General features: G+C 53.8%; 16 protein-coding genes. 14 read left to right on the top strand and 2 right to left on the bottom strand.

The window, feature by feature from the left end:
- Positions 1–13: 13 nt before the first annotated feature.
- The 13 genes from nuoG to HEQ60_RS01745 all read left to right on the top strand — a co-directional run bounded on the left by nuoG (position 14) and on the right by HEQ60_RS01745 (position 13857).
- The gene (gene nuoG / locus HEQ60_RS01805) at positions 14–2083 is read left to right on the top strand and encodes an NADH-quinone oxidoreductase subunit NuoG (protein ID WP_168068869.1); all 2070 of its coding nucleotides are present in this window, start codon (positions 14–16) and stop codon (positions 2081–2083) included.
- Positions 2076–3092 (top strand): NADH-quinone oxidoreductase subunit NuoH, encoded by a 1017-nt coding sequence (gene nuoH / locus HEQ60_RS01800; protein ID WP_168068867.1) that lies wholly within the window; start codon positions 2076–2078, stop codon positions 3090–3092. The genes nuoG and nuoH overlap by 8 nt, the downstream gene beginning before the upstream one ends.
- 14 nt (positions 3093–3106) lie before the next feature.
- Complete coding sequence (gene nuoI / locus HEQ60_RS01795) at positions 3107–3595, top strand: NADH-quinone oxidoreductase subunit NuoI (protein WP_066135681.1); 489 nt, start codon at positions 3107–3109, stop codon at positions 3593–3595.
- Positions 3596–3688: 93 nt separating this feature from the next.
- Complete coding sequence (locus tag HEQ60_RS01790; protein WP_168068865.1) at positions 3689–4297, top strand: NADH-quinone oxidoreductase subunit J; 609 nt, start codon at positions 3689–3691, stop codon at positions 4295–4297.
- On the top strand, positions 4297–4608 hold the full coding sequence (gene nuoK, locus HEQ60_RS01785; protein WP_066135676.1) for an NADH-quinone oxidoreductase subunit NuoK: 312 nt from the start codon (positions 4297–4299) through the stop codon (positions 4606–4608). The genes HEQ60_RS01790 and nuoK overlap by 1 nt, the downstream gene beginning before the upstream one ends.
- 8 nt (positions 4609–4616) lie before the next feature.
- Positions 4617–6548 (top strand): NADH-quinone oxidoreductase subunit L, encoded by a 1932-nt coding sequence (gene nuoL / locus HEQ60_RS01780; RefSeq protein ID WP_168068863.1) that lies wholly within the window; start codon positions 4617–4619, stop codon positions 6546–6548.
- 6 nt (positions 6549–6554) lie between these two features.
- On the top strand, positions 6555–8072 hold the full coding sequence (locus HEQ60_RS01775) for an NADH-quinone oxidoreductase subunit M (RefSeq protein WP_168068861.1): 1518 nt from the start codon (positions 6555–6557) through the stop codon (positions 8070–8072).
- 29 nt (positions 8073–8101) lie between these two features.
- Entirely contained in the window at positions 8102–9538 is a 1437-nt protein-coding gene (nuoN, locus tag HEQ60_RS01770) for an NADH-quinone oxidoreductase subunit NuoN (protein ID WP_168068859.1), read from the top strand.
- A 16-nt stretch (positions 9539–9554) separates the two neighbouring features.
- On the top strand, positions 9555–10313 hold the full coding sequence (locus tag HEQ60_RS01765; RefSeq protein WP_322099274.1) for a biotin--[acetyl-CoA-carboxylase] ligase: 759 nt from the start codon (positions 9555–9557) through the stop codon (positions 10311–10313).
- A gap of 40 nt (positions 10314–10353) precedes the next feature.
- Positions 10354–11145 (top strand): type III pantothenate kinase, encoded by a 792-nt coding sequence (locus HEQ60_RS01760; RefSeq protein WP_168068855.1) that lies wholly within the window; start codon positions 10354–10356, stop codon positions 11143–11145.
- Entirely contained in the window at positions 11142–12839 is a 1698-nt protein-coding gene (locus tag HEQ60_RS01755) for a ribonuclease J (protein WP_168068853.1), read from the top strand. The genes HEQ60_RS01760 and HEQ60_RS01755 overlap by 4 nt, the downstream gene beginning before the upstream one ends.
- 30 nt (positions 12840–12869) lie before the next feature.
- Positions 12870–13274 (top strand): methylmalonyl-CoA epimerase, encoded by a 405-nt coding sequence (gene mce / locus HEQ60_RS01750; protein ID WP_168068851.1) that lies wholly within the window; start codon positions 12870–12872, stop codon positions 13272–13274.
- A gap of 22 nt (positions 13275–13296) precedes the next feature.
- A complete protein-coding gene (locus HEQ60_RS01745; RefSeq protein WP_168068841.1) occupies positions 13297–13857 on the top strand; it encodes a DNA-3-methyladenine glycosylase I in 561 nt (186 codons plus the stop codon).
- Here HEQ60_RS01745 and HEQ60_RS01740 read toward each other — a convergent pair.
- A complete protein-coding gene (locus HEQ60_RS01740; RefSeq protein WP_168068839.1) occupies positions 13848–14150 on the bottom strand; it encodes a (2Fe-2S) ferredoxin domain-containing protein in 303 nt (100 codons plus the stop codon). The genes HEQ60_RS01745 and HEQ60_RS01740 overlap by 10 nt on opposite strands.
- Before the next feature lie 27 nt (positions 14151–14177).
- Positions 14178–16268, bottom strand: coding sequence for an ATP-dependent DNA helicase RecG (recG, locus tag HEQ60_RS01735; protein ID WP_168068837.1), 2091 nt, complete (start codon positions 16266–16268; stop codon positions 14178–14180).
- Positions 16269–16401: 133 nt separating this feature from the next.
- Here recG and HEQ60_RS01730 point away from each other — a divergent pair, with 133 nt between their 5' ends.
- Positions 16402–16662: a succinate dehydrogenase assembly factor 2 gene (locus HEQ60_RS01730; RefSeq protein ID WP_168068835.1), complete on the top strand. Its 261-nt coding sequence runs from the start codon at positions 16402–16404 to the stop codon at positions 16660–16662.
- Positions 16663–16665: the final 3 nt, after the last annotated feature.

The following is a 16665-nucleotide window of genomic DNA, read 5'->3' as shown; positions in this document are numbered from 1 at the left end:
AGTGCAGAGGGTTATGCCCAAGCTGACGATTGACGGCATCGAAGTTGAAGTACCAGCAGGTACAACAATTTTGCAGGCAGCTGAGCAAATCGGAATCGAGATTCCCCGTTTTTGCTACCACGAGCGCCTGTCCATTGCCGGAAACTGCCGTATGTGCCTGGTTGAAGTGCAGCCAGGTCCACCAAAGCCCGCAGCATCCTGTGCAATGCCTGTTGCCGATGGCATGGTGGTGAAGACCAACAGCCCGATGGCCGTGAAGGCACGCAAGGGTGTGATGGAGTTCCTGCTGATCAACCATCCGCTGGATTGCCCGATCTGTGACCAGGGTGGGGAATGTGATCTGCAAGATCAGGCTGTTGCCTTTGGCTATGATCGTTCCCGTTACCGGGAAGGCAAGCGGGCGGTCAAGGACAAGTATATGGGGCCCTTGGTGGCCACAGAAATGACCCGCTGCATACAGTGCACCCGGTGTGTGCGTTTTGCGCAGGAAGTTGCCGGTGTTCCTGACCTTGGTGGGGTTAATCGCGGGGAACATATGGAGATCGGTACCTATGTGGAAAAAGCCATCGGTTCCGAGCTATCCGGCAATCTGGTTGATCTGTGCCCTGTTGGCGCGCTGACATCCAAACCTTATGCGTTCAATGCCCGTCCTTGGGAACTCAAGAAAACGGAAAGCATCGACGTGTTTGATGCGATTGGTGCCAATATTCGTATTGATGCGCGTGGCAATGAGGTGTTGCGGGTTCTCCCTCGTCTGAATGAGGCAGTTAACGAAGAATGGCTCGGTGACAAAAGCCGTCATGCCATCGACGGTTTGCGCCGCCAGCGTCTTGATACGCCCTATGTTCGCAGAGACGGAAAACTGGTCCCCGCAACGTGGCAAGAGGCATTCTCTGCCATAGCCTCTAGGATTCGGGGTATGAGCGGAAACCGCATGGCCGCCATTGCGGGTGATATGGCCGATGCCGAGGCCATGATCATGCTCAAGGATCTGATGTCGGCTCTGGGAAGCCGCAGTCTGGAATGTCGTCAGGACGGCGCTGCTCTTGATCCCGACAATCGCCTTTCGTGGCAGTTTAACTCCGGGATTTCCGGCATTGATGAAGCGGACGCGATCCTTCTGGTTGGAACCAATCCGCGGTGGGAAGCGCCTGTTCTTAACGCTCGCATTCGCAAACGTTATGTGACGGGGCAGGTCAAGATCGCGGCTGTTGGGCCGCAGGTTGACTTAACGTATCGCTGTCAGCATCTGGGTACGGGGCCAGAGACCCTGCAAGCCCTTCTTGACGGACGCCATGATTTTATGGGTGTCCTTAAGGCGGCCAAAAAGCCAATGCTGATCCTCGGGATGGGGGCACTGACCCGGAAGGACAGTAAAGCTGTACTTTCCTTGGTCTCAAAGCTGGTCGAAAGCACGGGCATGGTTCGTGCTGACTGGAATGGCTTCAATGTTCTGCACACTGCGGCCGCACGCGTTGGTGGATTGGAGCTAGGTTTTGTTCCCGGACCGAACGGGCGTGACCTGGAAGGCATCTTGTCTGGTGCCGAGAAGGGAGAGATCGAGTTTGTGTATCTCTTGGGGGCAGATGAACTGCCAATGACACGCCTTGGCAAAGCTTTTGTCGTTTACCAAGGCAGCCATGGTGATGCCGGTGCCATGCGTGCCGATGTCATTCTGCCCGGAGCCGCCTATACGGAAAAAAGTGCGACGTACCTGAATACAGAGGGTGTTGTGCAACGTACGGCCCGGGCTGTTTTTCCTCCCGGTCAGGCGCGGGAAGACTGGACTGTTATCAGAGCGTTGTCTGAGGTCATCGGGCGTAAACTTCCGCAAGATACGCTTGCCCAAGTTCGTGACCGGATGACAGCCGTCAGCCCTGTATTTGACGATGACGCGGCTCCCCCGTCTGCAGCGTGGAGTCCTTTGGGCCAAAGTGGACCGGTTGAGGCTGCTCCCTTTGCAAGCCCGATCAGGAATTATTACATGACAGATCCTGTCAGCCGTGCATCGGCCACAATGGCTGAATGTACGGAGGTGTACGTAAACGGCAACCAACAGCGGAAGACCGGGACCCATGGATGAACTCTGGCAAGGATACGTCTGGCCTGGCGTTATAATTGTCGCCCAGTGTCTGGCTATTATTGTGCCGCTGCTGCTTGCCGTGGCCTATTTGACCCTGCTTGAACGCAAGGTGATCGGGGCGATGCAGATGCGTCGTGGCCCAAACGTGGTTGGTCCCTTTGGTTTGCTGCAGCCGATAGCCGATGGCGTAAAGCTTTTCCTGAAAGAAACCATCATTCCAACTGGCGCTAGCCGTGCTGTCTTTATTATGGCACCGATGGTTACATTCTTTCTGGCTGTTGTGGCTTGGGCGGTTATTCCTGTCAACGACGGGTGGGTTCTCGCCAATCTCAATGTTGGGATTTTGTACCTTTTCGCAATTTCCTCGCTGGGTGTGTACGGCATTATCATGGCGGGTTGGGCGTCCAATTCTCGCTATGCCTTTCTTGGGGCAATGCGCTCGGCAGCGCAGATGGTGTCCTATGAAGTGGCAATGGGCTTGATCATGATCTCTGTTCTTCTGACGGTTGGTTCACTCAACCTGACAGATATTGTGATGGCACAGAAGAACAGTGTCTGGTTCATTGTCCTCCATCTGCCTATGGCCGTTGTTTTCTTCATATCGACACTGGCTGAAACAAACCGTCATCCTTTCGATTTGCCCGAGGCCGAGGCAGAGCTTGTGTCCGGTTATAACGTCGAATACTCGGCCATGACGTTTGCCCTGTTTTTCCTGGGCGAGTATGCCAACATGATCCTGATGAGCGGGATGACGGTAACTTTGTTCCTGGGAGGATGGTTGCCACCGGCTGATCTACCGATCTTCACTTGGATACCTGGGCCAATCTGGTTCTTTATCAAAGTAGTGTTGCTTCTTTATGTATTTATCTGGGCGCGTGCGGCGTTTCCGCGGTATCGCTATGACCAGCTTATGCGCTTGGGGTGGAAGGTCTTTCTTCCCTTCTCGCTGATCTGGCTGGTTCTGACGGCTGCAGTGTTGAAAATGACCGGCTGGTCGCCGCTGGCCTGAGTAGGAGAGGGACAATGGCTTTTATTGACCGTACTGTCCGGTCTTTCCTGCTGACGGAGATTCTGCAGGGTATGGGACTAACCTTGAAGTATTTCTTCAAGCCCAAGGTCACTATTAATTATCCGATGGAAAAAGGGCCGCTAAGCCCGCGTTTCCGTGGTGAACATGCCTTGCGCCGTTACCCAAACGGCGAGGAACGCTGTATTGCCTGTAAGCTGTGTGAGGCTATCTGCCCTGCCCAAGCTATTACGATTGAGGCTGAGCCGCGGGATGATGGAAGCCGTCGTACCACGCGCTATGACATTGACATGACCAAGTGCATCTACTGTGGGTTCTGCCAGGAAGCGTGTCCGGTTGATGCCATCGTCGAGGGGCCGAACTTCGAATTTGCCACGGAAACACGCGAAGAGCTGCTCTATAACAAGGACAAGTTGCTTGCCAATGGTGACCGTTGGGAAAAAGAACTGGCAAAGCGGATTGAACTTGATGCCCCGTATCGCTGATTCAGAAGACCCGCTTTATGTGGGATGCCTTCTCAAGGTTTGGAAAATGCACTGTCTGATTTATGTACCCGGCGTATTCGGGAAGGGGGACCGATGATCCTGCAGGGCTTGGCATTTTATCTTTTTACCGTGGTGGCTATTTTCAGCGCCGCTATGGTAATCACGGCCCGTAGTCCGGTTCATTCCGTACTTTGGTTGATACTGACGTTCTTCAATGCCGCGGGTTTGTTTATCCTCCTCGGTGCCGAGTTCTTGGCTATGTTGCTGGTTGTTGTTTACGTCGGTGCAGTTGCGGTGCTGTTCCTGTTTGTCGTGATGATGCTGGATCTCAATACACTGCGTCTGCGCGAGGGAATGGCTGAATACATGCCGGTCGGCGTTGCAATTGGTGCCATTCTTTTGGCGGAGATTGTCGCAGTAACGGGTGGCTGGGTCTTGTCGCCGGATGTTCAGTCGGTGCGCGAAGCTCCTATTCCGCCTCTCTCGGAGATTCATAACACTGCGGCCTTGGGTAACCTGATCTACACAGATTACATCTATCTGTTCCAAGCCGCTGGTCTTGTGCTTCTTGTGGCCATGATTGGCTCCATCATGTTGACGCATCGTGTGCGTCCGGGTGTGAGAAAGCAGAACATTACCCGCCAGCTTGATCGTGGGCGTACGGTAGAGCTGAAGAAAGTTCCGACTAGGGGAGGGATCTGATGCTACAGATTGGTCTGTCGCATTATCTGACAGTCGGCGCGATACTCTTCGTGCTGGGTGTGGTCGGGATTTTCCTGAACCGCAAGAATGTCGTGATTATTATGATGTCGATCGAGCTGATGCTTTTGGCCGTCAATGTCAACATGGTGGCTTTTTCCTCCTTCCTGGGGGATCTGGTCGGTCAGGTGTTTACCTTGTTCATTTTGACAGTTGCTGCTGCTGAAGCTGCTATTGGTCTTGCAATCCTGGTTGTGTTCTTCCGTAACCGGGGTTCAATCGCTGTTGAAGACATCAACCAGATGAAGGGCTGAGAAAGCAGATGTACGTCGCAGCCATATTTCTGCCTCTGCTGGCAGCCGTAATCGCAGGGTTCTTCCGCCACTGGTTGAAAGATACCGGTGCCCAGGTGGTCACCACATCCGCTGTTCTTTTATCAGCAGCGCTGTCGGTTGCTATTTTCTTTGAAGTTGCCATGGGACAACAGCCTGTCACGGTTGAACTCCTGAAATGGATTTCATCGGGCGACTTTCAGGTGTCGTGGGCTCTGCGTTTCGATACCTTGACGGCGGTTATGCTGATTGTCGTCAATGGTGTTTCGTCGATGGTGCATGTCTATTCATGCGGATATATGCACCATGATAAGTCGATTCCCCGGTTTATGGCTTATCTATCGCTGTTTACTTTCATGATGTTGATGCTGGTTACGGCTGATAACCTTGTTCAGCTGTTTTTCGGCTGGGAAGGCGTTGGTCTGGCGTCCTATCTTCTGATCGGTTTCTGGTACGAGAAACAGTCGGCCTGTGCAGCAGCCATGAAGGCCTTTATCGTCAACCGTGTCGGTGACTTTGGCTTTGCCCTTGGTATTTTTGGCGTCTACTTCCTGTTTGGGTCAGTGGAATTCAACACAATCTTTGCTGCAGCACCAGATCATGCGCACAGCATGGTCCGTTTCTTTGGAACGGAATGGCACGCCCTGACCATCATTGGCTTTCTGTTGTTTATCGGTGCCATGGGCAAGTCGGCCCAACTGGGTCTGCATACGTGGCTTCCGGATGCCATGGAAGGTCCAACCCCGGTTTCGGCCCTGATCCATGCGGCAACGATGGTGACGGCGGGTGTCTTTATGGTCAGCCGCATGTCACCCCTGTTCGAACTAGCTCCTGATGCTCTGGCTATCATTGCTGTAGTGGGCGCAACAACTGCGTTCTTTGCAGCAACTGTCGGGTGTGTTCAGAACGATATCAAACGGGTTATTGCCTATTCAACGTGTTCCCAGCTGGGATATATGTTCTTTGCTATTGGTGTTTCCGCGTATCAGGCCGCTATTTTTCACCTGATGACGCACGCTTTTTTCAAGGCACTTCTGTTCTTGGGGGCTGGGTCTGTTATCCATGCGATGTCTGACGAACAGGACATCCGCAAGATGGGGGGAATATGGAAACATATCCCTGTCACGTACACGATGATGTGGATTGGCTCTCTTGCCTTAGCCGGGATTCCGTTCTTTGCCGGCTTCTATTCCAAGGACATGATACTGGAAACGGCTTTTGCGGCTCACAGTGCCGTTGGTACCTATGCCTTCTGGATGGGGATTGCTGCTGCGGGAATGACCGCTTTTTATTCTTGGCGTTTGCTCATTCTGACGTTCCACGGCAAGCCGCGCGCTGATGACTATGTCATGAGCCATGTTCATGAAAGCCCGGCGATTATGGTGATTCCCCTTCTGGTTCTTGCTGTCGGGGCCGTGTTCTCTGGCTGGATTGGCTATGATCTTTTTGTCGGGGATGCGCGTTCCAGCTTCTGGGGGAATGCCATTCTGGTCCTGGAAGGGCATGATACTGTCGGTGCAGCCCACCACGTTCCTTCCTGGGTCAAGCTGATGCCCCTGTATATGAGCGTTGGTGGTATCGTACTGGCCTACATCCTATACATGTTTGCTCCCAAGGTACCCGGTGTCATCGCCAAAGCTCTGCGTCCCCTGTATCTCTTCCTTTTGAACAAGTGGTACTTTGACGAGCTTTTTGACCGCATCTTTGTGCGTCCCGCCTTTGTTCTGGGCCGCGGGTTCTGGAAAGGTGGCGACGGAGCCTTGATCGACGGTGTTGGTCCTGATGGGCTTGCTGCTGCAACACGCAGTATAGCGGCCCGGTTTTCACGGATGCAGTCCGGTTATTTGTACCATTACGCCTTTGCCATGATTCTTGGCGTAGCGGTGTTTGTAACCTGGTATATCATCAGACATGCAGGATAAGCGCCAATGACCGACCTTCCTCTTCTTTCAATCGTCACGTTTCTTCCGCTGGTCGGCGCTGCGTTTGTCTTGTTCGTGCGCGGCAGCGAAAAAGCCGTTGCGCGTAACGCGCGTAATGTGGCCTTGTTGACTTCTGTTGCAACCTTTCTGATATCCCTTGGTCTGTGGGAAGGGTTCAATCCTGCCACAGCAGAATTCCAGTTTGTCGAGAAGGTGGAATGGCTACCCGTATGGGGCATAAGCTACCACATGGGGCTGGACGGCATTTCTCTATTCTTTGTTTTGCTGTCGACGTTCCTGACACCTCTTTGCATCTTGTCGGCTTGGGAAGCTGTAGAGAAGAGGGTCAGAGAGTACATGTTGGCCTTTCTGGTTCTGGAAACCTTGATGGTTGGTATGTTCTGTGCTCTTGACTACGTCCTGTTCTACATCTTCTTCGAAGCTGTCCTGATCCCCATGTACATCATGATTGGTGTTTGGGGTGGTCCGCGTCGGGTTTATGCTGCTTTCAAGTTTTTTCTGTACACCTTAGCTGGTTCTGTCCTGATGCTGGTGGCAATTGTTGCCATGCTTCTGGTTGCCGGAACAGCCGATATCCCGACTCTTATGGAAACGCGTTTTGCGCGGGATATGCAGCTTTGGCTGTGGCTTGCGATGTTTGCCTCCTTTGCCGTCAAGGTGCCGATGTGGCCATTCCACACATGGCTTCCTGATGCACACGTTGAGGCCCCGACGGCAGGTTCTGTGATTCTTGCCGGTGTCTTGCTGAAAATGGGCGGGTACGGTTTTCTGCGCTTCTCTATTCCAATGCTGCCAGAGGCGACGCAGTACTTTGCACCATTGATGTTTACGCTGTCTGTTGCAGCCATTATTTACACATCATTGGTGGCGTTGGTGCAGGAGGATATGAAGAAGCTGATCGCCTATTCTTCTGTAGCGCATATGGGTTTTGTGACCGTTGGTACCTTTGCGCTGAATCAGCAGGCGATTGAGGGCGCGATCATCCAGATGCTTTCGCACGGAGTTGTTTCCGGGGCTCTCTTCCTGTGCGTTGGCGTTGTCTATGACCGTCTCCATACGCGTGAGATGGCCCGGTATGGTGGCGTGTCTGATGTCATGCCCAAATATGCGCTGGTTTTCATGTTCTTTACCATGGCGTCTGTCGGCCTGCCGGGTACATCCGGTTTTGTCGGGGAGTTCATGATTCTTCTGGGTGTTTTCCAGACCAGCAGCTGGGTTGGGCTGTTTACTGCGACAGGGTTGATCTTGGGGGCTACATATGCCTTGCTTCTGTACCGCAGGATTTGCTTTGGGAAGCTCGACAAGGATGACGTGAAGGCCATGCTTGACATGAACCCGCGTGAAGTGGCGATTTTTGTTCCCTTGATCCTTGTTGTGCTGTGGATGGGCATTTATCCGTCTTCATTCCTGGAGCCCATGCACGCTTCTGTGATCAACCTTGTTGAAAATTATCATGCTGCCTTGGCAGATGCCGGTTCGGGCACTGCTGTGGCACTTCGCTGAGGCCGGCGACTGGAGAGGTAACTGACACCATGACTGTGATCGCAAACCTGGGGGTCGCCGCCCCTGAACTGATCCTGGCTTGTTCCGGCCTTGCCCTGCTGATGGTTGGTGTATTCCGCCGGGGGGATGCGACAGCTGCTGTAGGCTGGATGGCTGTTCTGGCTCTCTTGGTCACTATGGCGGTTGTTTTTGCCGGTGAACCCAGAATGATGAGCACCTTTAATGGCATGTTTGTCTCTGATGGTTTTTCACGCTACGCAAAGCTTGTGACATTGTTTGCTGCGGCCTTGACGCTGATCCTGACGTTGTCATGGATGGCACGTGAGCAGATGGAGAAATTTGAGGTTCCGGTTGTCATGCTGTTTGCCACGCTTGGCATGCTGATGATGATCTCGGCTAATAACCTGATGTCCCTGTACCTAGGGCTGGAGCTGATGAGCCTTGCATCCTATGTTCTTGCCGCCTTGCGGAGGGATACAGTCAAGTCAACCGAGGCTGGCTTGAAGTATTTTGTTTTGGGCTCTGTGGCTTCGGGTATGCTGTTATACGGGATGTCGATGGTTTATGGCTTCTCCGGAACAACGTCTTTCGATGCCTTGGCAAAGGTCTTGGGGGAGCATGCCCCGACAGGGGCGATTGTTGGCTTGGTTTTTATGCTGTGTGGTATGGCATTCAAGGTCTCTGCCGTTCCTTTCCACATGTGGACGCCCGATGTATACGAAGGGGCACCAACTCCTGTAACGGCCTTTTTCGCGGCGGCCCCAAAGGTTGCTGCGATTGCCTTGTTTATCCGTCTTCTTGTCGGGCCGTTTGCTGACTTGGTAGGTGCGTGGCAACAAGTATTGTGGCTTGTATCCGCGGGCTCGATGATTGTTGGTGCGTTTGGTGCTGTAGCCCAGACCAATATAAAGAGGCTGATGGCTTACTCTTCGATTGGCCATATGGGCTATGTGCTCGTAGGCTTGGTAACAGGGACCGAGGTTGGTGTCAGTGCGGCTCTGCTGTATATGGCTCTGTATGTCTTTATGAGTGTTGGCAGTTTTGCGGTTATTCTCTCCATGCGTTCCGGTGGGCAGGCGCTGGAAAAAATAAGCGATCTGTCGGGGCTGCACAAAGCATCACCGGGTTTGGCAGCGGCCTTGGCAATCTTTTTATTCTCTATGGCAGGCATTCCGTTTTTTGCTGGCTTTGTTGCCAAGCTGGGGCTCTTTATCGCAGCCTTGGACGGGGGTCAGTTGGCTTTGGCCATTATTCTGGCGCTGTCCAGTGTTGTTGCGGCCTTCTACTACATACGGGTTATCAAGGTGATGTACTTTGATGAGCCGTCGGAGACGTTTGATCCGGTGCCATCATCAAATACGTTGATTCTTTCTGGAACAGCTTTTGTCACAACCTTTTTCCTGGCTTGGCCTGCACCGCTGATTGCCCAGGCTGATCTAGCTGCCAAGGCACTATTCCCGGGATAATCTTCTGTTGATTTACGTGCCGGACATGTTCCTTGAACACAGGGACGAGGCGCTACCTAAAGGGTGGCGCCTCGTTTTCCTGCGTGAAACGGATAGTACAAACGAAGAAATAAAGCGCCGACGTAACAGTGATCCAGGCGAGGGATTTGTCATCGTTGCCGGTTCCCAGACTGCCGGGCGTGGTCGGCGTGGCCGTTCATGGGAAAGCCCGGAGGGAAACCTGTTTCTGTCTGTCCGCTTACAGCAATCTGCACGAGGGGTGGCTGATAGCGCATCATTATCCTTTATTGCGGCATTGGCTCTTTCAGATGCTTTTTCCCGCATGTCCCCGGCACTGGATGTGACCCTGAAATGGCCAAACGATGTGCTTGTTTCCGGGGCAAAGGTGTCGGGTATCCTGCTGGAAACAGATACGCCATGGATCATTGTGGGGGTTGGGGTGAACGTGTTGCATCGACCGCAGGTCATTCCTACAAACTACCTTGTCACGAGTCTTGCCGAACGAGGCGTCTCTGTTTCTGCTCTTGATGTTGCTTCTTTTTTCTGCCATGCCCTGTACATCAGACTTCAGCAATGGAGAGAGGAGGGGTTTGCTCCCATCCGTCGGGCATGGAAAGCCAAGGCCTGTGGCTTGGGTGGTAGTGTGGTAGCAAATCTTCCGGATGGCTTATCAGTTTGCGGTATTTTTTCTGATCTCGATGCAGACGGTGCCCTTGTGCTGCATAATGAGGCGGGACAGCATCGCATTTTTGCTGCTGATGTTTTCTTTGGTTGATATCTGGCACAGAATTCTTTGAATTTGGGATCTATGCGGAATGCTTCTGGTTATCGACTCCGGCAATACCAACATTGTTTTTGCTGTTTATGACGGCGAGAAAGCCATGGGGGAATGGCGCTCTTCTACCCGCTCGGACTGTACAGCCGATGAGTACGGGGTCTGGTTGACCCAGCTTATGCAACTGAAGGGGTTAAAGCCCCAAGATATTTCTGCCGCTGTCATGGCCTCGGTTGTTCCGGCCAACGTCTTTGCGCTGAAGACACTGTGTCGTGCGTATTTTCATACGGAACCTCTGGTTATAGGCGAACCCGGGGTCCGGCTTGATCTGCAAATCTTGCTTGATCGACCGGAGGAAGTGGGGGCGGACCGTTTGGTCAATGCCGTAGCGGCACATACCAGATACAAGGGTTCCCTTGTTGTGATTGACTTTGGAACGGCAACCACCTTTGATGTTGTCGACCGCCAGGGGGATTATCACGGCGGCTGTATCTGCCCGGGTATTAATCTGTCTCTGGAAGCGTTGCACATGGCGGCCGCCCAGCTCCCGCGAGTGGCTGTTGGCCGCCCCTTGTCCGTTATTGGCAAGGCGACTGTTCCCGCCATGAAGTCAGGGGTATACTGGGGCTACGTGGGCTTGATCGAAGGCTTGGTCAGCAGGATATCCAAGGAATTTGGCGAACCAATGACGGTCGTTGCGACTGGTGGGCTTGCTCCCCTGTTTGTAGAAGCGACCGATGTTATTCATCATCTTGACAGTGATCTAACCCTGCGAGGGCTTGTCGAGATTTATCGACGCAACATTACGGAAGAAAAATTGAAACGCGCATGACTGCTGTTGATACTGCAACGCTGCCCCGTCTTACCAAAGCCCCGAAAGATCGGCTTGTCTTCGTTCCTTTGGGGGGAACCGGTGAAATCGGTATGAATCTCAATGTCTACGGCTGCCAAGGGCGGTGGCTGGTCGTAGACATGGGTGTTACTTTTGGCGATGATCAGATACCCGGTGTCGATGTTGTCATGCCGGATCATTCCTTTCTGGAAGAGAATGCAGCTGATCTTGCCGGTATCGTGATCACCCATGCCCACGAAGATCACATAGGTGCGGTTGCCTATTTATGGCCCGATTTGCGGTGCCCGGTTTATGCAACGCCGTTTGCTGCGGAATTTCTCAGGCATAAACTGAAGGAAGAGGGTCTGGATGGCGAAGTACCTGTTCACGTCGTCCCCCTTGGCGGGCGGGTGGACATTGGCCCCTTCAATGTGGAGTTTGTGTCGTTTACCCATTCCATTCCTGAACCAAATGGTCTTGTCATTCGTACAGCGCATGGCAACATCTATCATACCGGGGACTGGAAGCTGGACCCCGAGCCCATGGTTGGCGGCACGGTTGACTATGACCGGCTTCGGGCCATTGGTGATGAGGGTATTACAGCCTGCATCAGCGACAGCACCAATATTCTGAACAAGGGTCGTTCTGGCTCGGAAGGGGATGTTCGTCGCAGTCTTTTTGATATGCTGGGACGTTTTGACGGGCGCGTGGCCGTGTGCTGCTTTGCCTCCAACATTGCCCGCGTTGAAAGTATCGTGAAGGCAGCTCGTGCCAACGGAAGGCAGGTTTGCCTAGTGGGGCGATCCCTGTGGCGCATGGTCGATACAGCCCGTTCCACAGGCTATATCGGCGATATAGGCCCGCTTCTTGAGGCTGATGATGCAGCGGATTTGCCGGCACGTCAGGTCTTGTATCTCTGTACAGGATCTCAAGGTGAATCCCGTGCCGCTATGGCACGTATTGCTTGGGGGCATCATCCTCACGTTACATTGGGACGGGGTGATGTGGTTCTGTTCTCATCGCGGGTTATTCCCGGCAACGAGAAAGCTATTTTCCGTCTGCAGAACCGCCTTGTGCGCTCCGGGGTTGATGTTCTGACAGATCGGGAAGCTTTTATTCATGTGTCCGGCCACCCGTCCCAGGATGAGGTCGGTGAACTGTACCGTCTGCTTCGGCCAACGGTTGTTGTACCCGTGCATGGAGAGCGTCGCCACCTGCAGGTTCATGCGGATTTTGCCCTCGATCACGGGGCCCGGAAGGCTGTTGTCCTCGATAATGGACAGGTTCTTGATCTGACATCATCAGATAATCCTCATGTTTTTGCTTCGGTACCTGTGGGGCGTCTTACCCTGGAGGGGGATCGCATCGTTCCCATGGATAGCCCGGTGTTGCGGGACCGCAAGAAAATGATGGTCAACGGGGCCGCTGTCATTACTTTGGTCCTTGATCACAAGGGGCAGGTCATGGCACCACCGCTTGTCACAACGCATGGCCTGTTTACCCCCGATGACGATGACGAGCCACAGGGTGTCGGCCTTGCCGATGCGGTAACGGATGCTGTTGGTGACCTCGATCCGCGTGATCGCAGAAATGATGATACGGTCCGCGAAGCGGTCCGGCGGGCTGTGCGTCGTGTCATGAATCAAGATCAAGGGCGGAAACCTTTGACTGACGTGCATCTCGTCAGGCTCTAGGGTCTGTGTAGCGGGGGGAGGAGAGACGGCATGATCGGGCGCCTTAATCATATTGCTCTTGTCGTGCCGGATCTTGAAAAAGCCTCCCGCTTTTATCAGGATACAATGGGTGCCTCTGTTACTGCGTCGCTTCATTTGCCTGACCACGGGGTGAGCGTTGTTTTTGTCGAACTTCCCAATACTAGGGTTGAGCTTTTGCACCCTTTGGGGGATGACAGCCCAATCAGAAGCTTTCTGACCGACCATCCTGAAGGCGGCATGCACCATATGTGTTATGAGGTCCGGGATCTGTTGGCGGTAAGCAGGCACCTGAAAGCACAGGGGATGCGTATTCTCGGAAGTGGAGAACCAAAAACAGGCGCTCACGGGAAGCCGGTTTTATTTCTCCATCCCAAGGATGCGTTCGGAACCTTGATCGAGCTTGAACAGGCCTGATCCCGACGGAGAACAGGACACGGTGAGCTGGTACTGCGATCTGGCTCCGGGGCATCCGGTGCATCACGCTTATCACGAGAGCGAATATGGCTTCCCCTTGCGGGATGATCAAACGTTGTTGGAGCGGCTGTCTCTGGAGATCTTTCAGGCTGGCTTGTCATGGGAGTTGATCCTCAAGCGTCGCACATCCCTGAAGGAAGCATTTGCCGGTTTTGATCCGCACATCTTGGCCAGCTGGAATGACGAAGCTGTGCCATTGCTTCTTCAAAATCCCGGCATTATACGCAACAGACGGAAAGTAGAGGCTATACTTGAGAATGCTCGCATTCTGATGCGTTTAAAAGCCGACTATGGTAGTCTTGCCAACTGGATAGATGCTCACCACCCCTTGGTTCATAAGGACTGGGTTCGGGTCTTTCGGCGAACATTCCGCTTTACCGGGCCCGAAATCGTCAAGGAGTTTCTGATGTCAACGGGTTGGCTCCCCGGCGCACACCACGCGCAATGTCCCGTTTATACTCGCATTCTTGCTGCGAACCCTCCATGGAGAAAAGCCATGGAACATGGATTTTCTTACGACTGATGCCCGCCAAGAGTCCGCAACGCGGCCATAATTTCTCCCAGATCACCGGGAGAAACTTCGCTCCACATATTATGGCCGACAATGCGAACATTGGGTCCGTAGACACAGCGCCCCATACAGGGTGCACCGCTTACCTCTACGCGATCAGCAAGAAGAGGGTCATTCTCAATGGCATCTTTCAGGGCAGAGAGGACAAGCTCCGCACCACTGGCTGAACAGCTTTTCTGCATCTCTCCGTAACGGCGGTTCAGGCATACGAGGACTTCTATTGTGGTTGGATCATCATCATTCATGGTGACGATCTCTCCCTCCTGCTACAGTTATCCAGACTGCAATGTCCTTACGGCGGCATCTCTTTCAAAAAGATACAACAAGATACGCAGGGCTTCACCACGTGGCGTTGCCAGCTCTGGGTCCATTTCCATGATATAACGGGCCTCGTCACGCGCTGTGGCCAGAAGCTCACCGTGTACAGCAAGGTCCGCGGTACGAAATTCAGGCATCCCGCTTTGGCGAAGACCCAGGATTTCTCCACCGCCCCGCAAGCGGAGGTCTTCTTCGGCAATAACAAATCCGTCTTCGGTGGAACGCATGGTTTCAAGGCGTAGGCGTGCTGTTTCCGACAAGGGATGGCCATACAACAACAGGCAGACCGATGCCCTGTCCCCCCGCCCGATCCGTCCCCGGAGCTGATGCAACTGTGCCAGACCAAAGCGTTCTGCTTGCTCGATAATCATCAGTGTGGCGGTGGGAACATTGACACCGACCTCGATCACCGTGGTTGCAACCAGAATATCGTGGCGATCAGAGGCAAATCCCTCCATGACAGCATCCTTGTCCGGGCCCTTCATGCGCCCATGCACTAAAGCAACCCTGTGCCCGAAATGCTCTTGCAGCTGTGCATAGCGTTCTTCTGCTGCAGACAGATCCGAGGTTTCGGATTCTTCCACCAGCGGACACACCCAATAAGCCTTGGCGCCCGTATTCAGCACACGCTCAAGTCCGGCAATCACCTCATCCAGACGGTTTCGTCCTATAATACGTGTGTCGACGGGCTTCCGCCCCGGTGGTTTCCCTTCCAGTCGGGAGACATCCATGTCGCCGTAAAGGGTCAGGGTTAATGTACGTGGAATAGGAGTGGCCGTCATCACAAGCACATCAGCGGCTTTTCCTTTTTCTGTCAACATCAGGCGCTGTTGCACGCCAAAGCGATGCTGTTCATCAATCACGGCAAGACCAAGATCGCGGAACACAACATCATCCTGGAACAAGGCGTGGGTGCCAATGATGATATCAATGGCACCATCCTTGAGATCCTGCAGCAGAGCTTCACGCGGTTTTCCCTTGTCGCGCCCGGTCAGGAGGGCAACCCGTATGCCACAGGCCTTGGCCAAGGGAGCCAGGGTCTCAAGATGCTGGCGCGCCAGAATTTCGGTCGGGGCCATCAGGGCAGCCTGAGTGCCACACTCCACGGCATTCAGCATCGCCATAAGGCCGACAACCGTCTTTCCGCTTCCGACATCGCCTTGAAGCAATCTCAACATACGATCGGGTGCCTGCATGTCGGCATATATTTCATCCAAAGCGCATTGCTGGGCCTGGGTCAGTGAAAAGGGCAGGGCAGCAGCAACAGCCCGGCGCAAGCTTCCGTTTCCATGCAGGATACGCCCGGTCCGCTTGCGATTGGCGCGGCGTACAAGCAACAGAGCCAGCTGGTTTGCCAGAAGCTCATCATAAGCAAGCCTCTGTCGCGCCGGTCCGATGGCCGACAGGTCGTCCTCTGTTAGTGGGTGATGGACAGTGCCCAGCGCATCCTTCCAGCGCGGCCATCCCTTCTGGCTGAGCAAGTGAGGATTGATCCACTCCGGCAGTTCGGGGGTACGCTCCAGAGCGGTTCGGGCAGCTTTGGTGGCTGTCTTGTTCACAATTCCGGCAGAGAGGGGATACACCGGCTCTACAATGCGGATGCGGTCTGCCTGTGACGGAGGCACCACATGATCCGGGTGGGCCATCTGGCGCTCATCATGAAATACATCCACTTTCCCCGATACGACAACGCGCTGCCCGACGGGGAAGGATTTCTCCAGCCATTCCTTGCGAGGATGAAACCAGGTGATGGATATATAACCACTCTGGTCCCGACAGCGTATGCGCCAGGGGGCACGGCTTCCCCTTGCCGGTGGAATGTGATTCTCAACAATGATGTCAAGAGTCGCAATACTGCCGTTGGTTGCCTGCATGATCGTTGGTGATGCCCGGCGGTCAATGATACCGGTCGGGAAATGCCACAGGGCGTCAACAAGATGCCCGCCACCGCCAGTTAGCCGATCATAAAGCGGGGCCAGCCGCTTTCCCAGGCCGGGCAGGGAATCCAATGGGCAGAACAGGGGATTGAGGATCGACGGGCGCATAGGGGACCGTTATTCTCCGTGTAGCAGAAAATGTTCTTGTTCTGTCCGCAGAATGTCTTTGCGCAACAGGGGAAAGGATCTATACCAGAGCCCCTGTTCTTTTCTCATAAAACGCGGGGAAGGTGCACCTATCATGGATGAGCGTCGCAGGAAAATCCTTTACAGGGCTTCCCACCGAGGCATGAAAGAGGCTGATCTGATGATTGGCGGCTTTGTTGCGGCCCGCATCAGTGAGCTGGATGTGCCCCAGCTCGATCGGCTTGAAAGCCTGTTGGATGAGCTGGATATGGACATCATGGACTGGGTGATCGGTCGCAAGCCGGTCCCTGAACAGCATGATCATGATGTTTTCCATATGCTGGCTGCCTTCAAACCCTATGACGGATTCGTGTAGACA

This window comes from Haematospirillum sp. H1815 (assembly GCF_012102705.1).
In the GTDB taxonomy this organism is placed as follows: domain Bacteria; phylum Pseudomonadota; class Alphaproteobacteria; order Rhodospirillales; family Rhodospirillaceae; genus Haematospirillum.
This window is presented reverse-complemented; position numbering and strand designations above follow the sequence as displayed.

Coding starts and splice junctions, on each gene's coding strand:
- nuoG (WP_168068869.1), top strand. CDS start 14: ATGCCCAAGCTGACGATTGACGGCATCGAAGTTGAAGTACCAGCAGGT.
- nuoH (WP_168068867.1), top strand. CDS start 2,076: ATGGATGAACTCTGGCAAGGATACGTCTGGCCTGGCGTTATAATTGTC.
- nuoI (WP_066135681.1), top strand. CDS start 3,107: ATGGCTTTTATTGACCGTACTGTCCGGTCTTTCCTGCTGACGGAGATT.
- HEQ60_RS01790 (WP_168068865.1), top strand. CDS start 3,689: ATGATCCTGCAGGGCTTGGCATTTTATCTTTTTACCGTGGTGGCTATT.
- nuoK (WP_066135676.1), top strand. CDS start 4,297: ATGCTACAGATTGGTCTGTCGCATTATCTGACAGTCGGCGCGATACTC.
- nuoL (WP_168068863.1), top strand. CDS start 4,617: ATGTACGTCGCAGCCATATTTCTGCCTCTGCTGGCAGCCGTAATCGCA.
- HEQ60_RS01775 (WP_168068861.1), top strand. CDS start 6,555: ATGACCGACCTTCCTCTTCTTTCAATCGTCACGTTTCTTCCGCTGGTC.
- nuoN (WP_168068859.1), top strand. CDS start 8,102: ATGACTGTGATCGCAAACCTGGGGGTCGCCGCCCCTGAACTGATCCTG.
- HEQ60_RS01760 (WP_168068855.1), top strand. CDS start 10,354: ATGCTTCTGGTTATCGACTCCGGCAATACCAACATTGTTTTTGCTGTT.
- HEQ60_RS01755 (WP_168068853.1), top strand. CDS start 11,142: ATGACTGCTGTTGATACTGCAACGCTGCCCCGTCTTACCAAAGCCCCG.
- mce (WP_168068851.1), top strand. CDS start 12,870: ATGATCGGGCGCCTTAATCATATTGCTCTTGTCGTGCCGGATCTTGAA.
- HEQ60_RS01740 (WP_168068839.1), bottom strand. CDS start 14,150: ATGAATGATGATGATCCAACCACAATAGAAGTCCTCGTATGCCTGAAC.
- recG (WP_168068837.1), bottom strand. CDS start 16,268: ATGCGCCCGTCGATCCTCAATCCCCTGTTCTGCCCATTGGATTCCCTG.
- HEQ60_RS01730 (WP_168068835.1), top strand. CDS start 16,402: ATGGATGAGCGTCGCAGGAAAATCCTTTACAGGGCTTCCCACCGAGGC.